General features: G+C 34.6%; 5 protein-coding genes. 3 read left to right on the top strand and 2 right to left on the bottom strand.

The features are described from left to right. Positions 1 to 136: 136 nt before the first annotated feature. Positions 137 to 712: a recombinase family protein gene (locus tag ACH0BF_RS24815; RefSeq protein WP_000576153.1), complete on the bottom strand. Its 576-nt coding sequence runs from the start codon at positions 710 to 712 to the stop codon at positions 137 to 139. A 557-nt stretch (positions 713 to 1269) separates the two neighbouring features. Between ACH0BF_RS24815 and ACH0BF_RS24810 the strand changes: the two genes are divergently transcribed. The 3 genes from ACH0BF_RS24810 to ACH0BF_RS24800 all read left to right on the top strand — a co-directional run bounded on the left by ACH0BF_RS24810 (position 1270) and on the right by ACH0BF_RS24800 (position 4141). Beyond that, positions 1270 to 1863, top strand: coding sequence for a TetR/AcrR family transcriptional regulator (locus tag ACH0BF_RS24810; protein ID WP_000428687.1), 594 nt, complete (start codon positions 1270 to 1272; stop codon positions 1861 to 1863). A 270-nt stretch (positions 1864 to 2133) separates the two neighbouring features. Beyond that, positions 2134 to 2802, top strand: coding sequence for a YqeB family protein (locus ACH0BF_RS24805; RefSeq protein WP_000528616.1), 669 nt, complete (start codon positions 2134 to 2136; stop codon positions 2800 to 2802). A gap of 172 nt (positions 2803 to 2974) precedes the next feature. Then, positions 2975 to 4141, top strand: a complete 1167-nt coding sequence (locus ACH0BF_RS24800; RefSeq protein WP_406910503.1) for a DUF418 domain-containing protein — start codon at positions 2975 to 2977, stop codon at positions 4139 to 4141. A gap of 327 nt (positions 4142 to 4468) precedes the next feature. Here ACH0BF_RS24800 and ACH0BF_RS24795 read toward each other — a convergent pair whose 3' ends face one another. Continuing rightward, a complete protein-coding gene (locus tag ACH0BF_RS24795; RefSeq protein ID WP_406910502.1) occupies positions 4469 to 7465 on the bottom strand; it encodes a Tn3 family transposase in 2997 nt (998 codons plus the stop codon). Positions 7466 to 7618 lie beyond the last annotated feature (153 nt).

Here is a 7618-nt window from a genome sequence, read left to right as displayed (position 1 = left end):
GGCTTAGTGACAGGGTTGCTGCTCTAGTCCGCAGGATTTTTTCCATTAAAAGTAAACTGTTGCAATAAAAAGCAAGCTCGTTATTATGGGTACCCACTTTATCACCTCAGAGATGACATGTATTTTCTAAATACAGTTAACTCCCCACATAATTTTTATACTCTCTCCATCTGCGATAAAACGTTGCCTCACTTATATTCGTAATTTTACATATTTCTTTCACTGTCTTATTTGTAGTTTCATGTAATTCCATTGCATGCTTAACTCCATCATGTTTTAGATTGAATTTTTGCTTTCTTCCTTTATATATACCTTTTCTTTTCGCAACAGCAATTCCTGCTTGTTGCTTTTCTTTGATCATCGTCCGATCTAACTCACTAAAAGCGGACATGACTGTCAAAATAAATTTTCCTGAAGGCGTTCTCGTATCAATCCCTAAATTCAATATCACTAAATGAATGCCACGTTTTTCTAATCCTTCCGTTAGTTCCAGTAATTGTTTTGTATTCCTCCCTAGTCGGTCCATTCTAGTTACAACCAACGTATCTCCTTTAACGAGTTGATTCAGTAATTGGTCTAATTTTTCTTTTTGTTCTAGTACTCCAGATATTTTTTCATGAACAATTTGATCTACTTTTGCATTCCTCAATTGTTCAATTTGAGAATCTAAGTTTTGATCAAAAGAAGAAACACGTGCATATCCAAAAATCATTAAAATTCCCTCCAAATTCTCCAATCAAAAGACAAGTGTATATGATAGCTTGATTATACAGTAAAACCAATAGTCACTCAATCTATCAATTAAGTACACTCTATTGATAGTAACAGAAAAATCATTTGGAACTGTTCTAAAATCTAGTTTGTAAAATGATGTGCAAATTATCTTGTTAAAAACACGCAAAATAAAATGTAAAGTGACAACGTGATTTTTACTGGACTTTAAATCGGGAGTCAAAACTTAGAAGATATGACTCTGACACATTAAAATTTTTATAAGGCCTAGAACCAGCAACTAATGAAATGTAGTTTAGGGAAAAAATGGAAAATAAGGTTGTATAGGCATCAATATTTATACAGATTTTGTTAAACTTGCTTACTGAATAATAGGGCCATATTGTGGAATGAACAGGAATGAATAAAAGTGCTACAGAATTCTGTTCATTACAATTGAAAACATTCTTGACAGGAATTTGAAAAGTGATTACAATAAATTTGATTGAACGTTCAAAATAAAAAAAGATCATTCAACAAAAAAAGGTGGATGTTTAGATGGAAAACAAACAGTATTTGATAGCTGAAGCTCGGAGAGAACAAATCATTAAAGCTGCAATAGAAGTCTTAAGAGAAATTGGTTACGTCAGCACGAGTCTATCAAAAATAGCAAATAAAGCAAATATAAGTACAGGGCTTATATCTTATCATTTCTCTGGTAAGGAAGATTTGATGAACAATACCTTGATGTATTTGGTTCAACAAGAGTGGGCATTTATTAAGGAAAAAGTAGAACAAAAACAAACACCTACGGAAAAATTGATAGCTTTTATAGAAGCAAGCTTGGCATATCAGGGTACAAACCAGGTAAATAACATCGCTTTAATCGAAATTGTTTTTAATGCCCGTAGGCCAGACAACGTCCCTTATTATCTGATAGAAGATGATGATGAAGATTTATTAAATGGTTTATTGCAAGAAATTCTTCACAAAGGACAAGAATCTAAGGAATTTAGTGATTTTCATCCTCAAGTGATTGCAACTGTTATTCGAGGGGCAATATCTGAGTCCATGTTATCATCTCAGCATAAACTAACCCTGGAAGAGTATAATGAAAAACTTACAAAAAGCATATTAAAAATGATTAAATAATGAAACAATCCATCGCTGTCTATTTTTGTATGAAATGACTTTACCAAACAAAGAAGATAACAATAGATATGAACAACAAGATGTATCTAAGGTTGAAAGCACATACGAACACTTCACAGTGCTTGACTTAAAACATTTAGCAGACAGATATCTAATGGTGGAAAAGAATAATGAGAGATAACCATAGACTAAAATTTGAGGACAATTACAAAGTACTCTATAAATCTTAAGTCAGCTATCTTTAAATATATTGCTGGAGGTGACATATAAATGGGGAATACATCTAAAATTGGTATGGGTTTCCTAGAAAAATTGATTGCAGTATTATCTCCTGTTGTTTTAGGAACGATAGGTTGGTTCCTCCCGAAGTTGTTTGAATTCATAAAAAGAATATCTGTCTTTTCTGATTCAAAAGTCATTGAACTTTTGGATTCATTCAACCCTTTTTGGGTGTCTATTATCTTGATGTTCGTAGGTGGAGTTATAGGTATTCTTTTATCACTAACAATCTATAGTGAAGCATTGAAAATGAGCATAAAAGATCAAGAAATACTGATCAATAAAGATGATAAAGAAAAGAGAATTAGAAAATCTGAGGTAAAAGAAATCTTTATGGAAGATAATACAGTCGTAATTACCGGTAAAAAAGGTCAAGAACTTTTGAGTGAAAAGACGGACATTAAGAGGAATAAAATACGAGAAATCTTCCTGTATCATCAATACCCTTGGAGTGAACAGGATCCATATGTAGATGAATTCATTCTTTGGACTCTAGAATATAATACATTTGGAGAGAAAGCCAACGCTATCTTATATGAACGTAGGAATGCAATTAGAGAAGGAGATAATAAAAAAGCAAAAAATTTAAAAATGGACTTAAATGAGCTAGGGATAGTTGTGAAAGATCGAAATGAGGAACAATATGTCCGAGAGATTTAAGATTAATCAAGTATTTAATGTTAACCTTAAAATAATGACTAGAACAATGCTGATCCCAAATAAAACAACTTAATGACGAGGATAATGGCTTACGAAGGAATGCGCACATTAACACATCACTTTAAATGAATTTATTGTTGCTACACACCCCTATAAAATTAGGAGAATTATTATGGCTGAATTATATACTGATAAAGTAACTCAAAAGAAACGTGCAATATCTTTAGATATCGCAAGGGGATCCATGCTCTTTTTGATTATACTTGCACATATACCATTGTATTTATACATGATAGAACCAGGTGTAATAACAAAAGTAGCTGGCAGTACACCTATAGATCATTTCTTAAATTTTTTTATGGAATTTATAGTAGATAATCGAGCGCGTCCATTATTCGCAATACTGTTTGGTTATGGTCTAGTCATGATTTACCGTAAACAATGCGAAAGAATGGGTGCTGAGGAAGCAAACCGCATTATAAAAAGACGTTGCTGGTATTTAATATTGTTTGGCGCCATACTCGCTGGTGTCGCAGGTGGACAAGACATATTAATGACATATGGTATTACTGGACTCATATTAGTTTCTAGCTTGAAAAAGGATAACAATAAGATTAAGAAATATGTGATTATTTCCATAACCATATGTCTCATTTATATACCAATCTTGTGGGGCGGTTTCTTATTTAGTAACCAATCCTACGGATTACCGGTAGAATTAACTGGTCAAGAAACATACTCAAATACAATACTTGATCGACTGATTACTATACCTATTATTCCATTGTTTACTCATATCTTATTCCCTGTTATCCCCTCAGTACTAATGGGGATTTGGTTTGGAAATTTAAACTTATTAATTAAGCCGCACGATCATATAAAGCTGCTAAACCAATTAACGATTGGTTGTTTAACAATTTCACTGGTGGGCGCCATACCACTAGTGCTGATTAATGATGTTTGGTTTCCTAGTTTCTTTATCGCAGGGGTAGCATACGGTATTCATATAATCACTGGTTTTGCAGGTGGTATAGGCTATGCGGCACTATTTGGATTATTGGGAGTGGGCACTAAATATCGCGGCGTAATTGTAAAAGCAATCACAGCAATGGGAAAACGTTCGTTAACATTTTTCGTCATACATGAAGTTTTGATTGTTATACTACTGTCTCCAATTGCGTTCAATTTAGGTGCATTCTTAAATGTCACAACTTCCGTACTACTCGGCATCGTTATATGGGTCGTTACTTTATCAGTCGCATACATCATGGATTGTCGTCAAATTGAGGGGCCGTTAGAAAAATACATGCGTTATTTGACTTATAAAAAGCAAGTATAAAACCGATTACCACTCTTAAGCAAGCTGTGGGATGGCAAACCACTTTTTATTGTGGGCGAAATAAAAAATCATTGTTATTTGGTGTTATTATCGTAGGTCCTGCTATAGCAGTTGCAATAATAGCGTTACAAGTTACTGGTGGTTGGCTATTCAATTAAAGGGCGCTTTTGTTTAATATCCAAAATTATTAAAAGCTGAAAATATGCAAGTTTTTATTCATTTCTTGCATATTTTCAGCTTTTTTATATTCAAAAAATATCCTGCCATAAACAGCACTTTTTAAATGCCAAAACAAATATCCTTCCGAAAATTGGGATAAGAACACCCTTAAGCTGCATGTAATTTAATAGGTATTCTCTGGTCCATATTTAACTCAAATATCCCATATGGATTAACATGATGATAAAAAAGAGGGGTTAAACCTCGAAAATCTTCGGGTGTCATTTTCTTTAACCAATATTGGCGGTTATCATATAGAACTTCTTGTACCATTAAGGTATTCATATAGACTAAACAGTTTTGAAGCAACTGAAGCGATAACGCCGATACTTCTTGATCTTCAAATGAATTGGACCGCATTTCACTATTTTTCCCATAAAAAATATAGGTAGTAACAGAATTCCACTGCTCCACCGTGTTTAACCCTTCTTGGATTTCTCTTCGAATTTCTTCAGAATGTAAATAGTCGCATAAGAAAATGGTTTTTATCGCTTTTCCTAGCTCACATAATGCCAAATAAGTTGGGTGTTTGGTGTCTCTTGTAAATCGTTTTAAAATGGATTCCGCAGAAGCCGTTCCTAACCGTAGGGCAGTCGCAAACTTTACGATTTGCTCATACTGTTGTCGAATAAGGTCCCAGTTAATGGGTTTGCTTAAAACCGATTGTAAATGAGGGTACTCCTCATTCATACCAGATTCCGGTCGATATAATTTTTGAGCACCGATATTTTTGAAGCGAGGCATTAGTTTAAAACCAAGCAAGTGACTAAAAGCAAAAGCAACCACGCTTTGCCCATGTGTGTCGACATAGTTTCGATCAACTTCCATATCTGTACAGTGACGAAGCACTCCTTCCATCATCGCAGCTACTTCGGAAGAAAGACAAGACTTAACCTGAGAATAGATACAGGCGGATTTTCGATCCGTATGCCAATAGATCATGATTCCGTTTTTTTTATAGCGAGGATGCCATTCTGTCAGTAGATTTTGATCCCAAGATCCCATATGTTTGGAATCGGAAGCACAAGCAGTGGTAGCTTCTCCCCATACTTCTTTTAGTCGATGGTGAATAATATGATTGGTCACTTCCGCATTGGCTTTTCTTAAATGGTCTTTATGTATAAATTTTTGACGAATATACCGAAGTTCCCGATAATTATCGAGGAGATTTCCAGCAGATACTGCTTTTAAACCAGTATTTGTTCCTAATCCAAATAAGCTAAAAAGCAAACGGCGCTGGATGGTTTCTTGATCTAATATTTCTCGATTAGCTGCAGTCTTAAAGTGTTTGGTAAACCCTGTATGAAAGTCTGTTTCTTTTAGTAAATCTAACAGGTTAATGTCAGTCCAACGATTCTTAATCTCCTGTTTAATTCTTAGCACATGGGGAGGTTCTGGTTGCTTATCAAGTGGAGTAACTCGAATCCATCCTTTATTATTTTTTGCAGAAATCGCCACCTTTTCATTACTTTTATCCTCTAATCCTTGATGAAGCATATGAAGTTTATCTTTCATCAACTGTTTAATATCTTTGATAAAAGGCTCCACATCTAATGGTATTTTTAATGCTTCAAAGTATTCTTCCTTGAACTCCTCAAAATCTTGAGGAAGATCTTCATCTGGGTTACGATATCGGTCAGCATTTTCAATCCAAATTTCTTTGCAACGAAGTTGGGTGCGAAGCGACTGAATCACTGCAATTTCATAATTGATCCGATTCACTCTTTCTACACCTTGACTATCTGTTTCGATAATTACTTCTTTCCATTTAGGCTGAATGACGCCATCAATTGGAACTTCATCTCCAGCAGCAAAATAACGTTGGCCACTTTCTTTGTATTCTCGAATGAGTTGAATGGCTTCAACCACCGGTTGATGAGATTGATTGTTAGACCGGAAGGTAAGATTCATAAGTATTTCAGTAAAAGCCTGTCGATAGTATCCCCGATAAGAGGTATGCATCTTAGTATAGATTCTTTCGTTATATTCACGATTATTTTTCGTCATCTCTTTTATAATATTTCGGATTGTAGAAGCGTTGACAATAGGAAACAGCGTATCTTGAATGACTCCTTCTGGATGATCCACGGTCGCCTTCAATAAATTTATAATATGTTTATTTTTCCCTTTCACTCTTTCAAATTCTTCTACTGCTTCTTTTCGAGTGGTATTTTTAGCCTTATTCCTTATCTTAAGCGTAATTTCATCCAATATATCTGCAAGAGAATCAATAACTTCCCCATGTTGATGCGAAAATAAGATGGCTAGCAGGGTATACCGAATGTGGGCAGGATGCGCACGTAATTCTGTTACCGTTTCCGTAGCTGCGCGAAGCCGATATTTCTTTTCTAATTTCGGTGGTAATTGATGAAATAGTTTTGGAGGGATTTCTAGATGCCGGATAGCTAACAATTTTTTCAATTCCGTTTCCATGGTACTTACACTTGGTTTACGTGGTGAAGATAAAAGATGCCGAAAAGTGGCAATATCAGATTCTATTTCCTCATGAAATGTTTCTTTTACTTCCGAATCCTCATCTAAATGATTTTCCAATAAGGCGTCTAATCGAGAACAAGTATTAGAAGATAACTGCTGAAAAGTCGATTGATATATATTTCTCTCAAAAGTATCTATGGTAGAATGAATCATTCGCATTAAACTTCCTGTAGAAGGAGGTTCGACTTTCCATTTACGAAATAGGTTATACGCATGATTTTTTAAATCATCAATATCATGTGTAAACTGAACTTGTTCTTCAAGCCATTTTACCAAAAGGTCATTATCCTTTGCAGTAAGTTCTCGAAACCCAAAAAGATTTCGTATTGCTTTCCGATGATCAGTATAACTTCTTTCTTTTCCACCCCAACCATAATGCTTGAAAAAATCTTCAATAGACGCATCTATTTGATTCGCTAGATGCTGTACAATATCTTTGGGTACATCTTGTTTCTTATTTGGAAAACGAGCTTCCTGTTGAAAATATTTAAGAAGGACCGCAAATCCTAAACGATTTGCGTTTGACTTCTTGCTCAATACTAAATGACGTTCGTTTGGCAATAACATAAAATGCTCTAATAGTTCTTCTTCATTCCAATTTCTTTTCAATTTTCTCCCTCATCTCGCTAAATTTATACAATATTCAGTATAATTTTGGATATAGCGAGGTTCAAGAACACAGTATAAAATGACAAAAAACGTCCACTTACTATTATTGGAAATAATCCTGCGGACTAGAGCAGCTACCCTGTCATTAAGCCT

The organism is Pseudobacillus sp. 179-B 2D1 NHS (assembly GCF_045370945.1).
Classification (GTDB): domain Bacteria; phylum Bacillota; class Bacilli; order Bacillales; family Domibacillaceae; genus Pseudobacillus.
The sequence above is the reverse complement of the archived record's forward strand: the minus strand, read 5'-3'. Positions and strand labels throughout refer to the sequence as shown.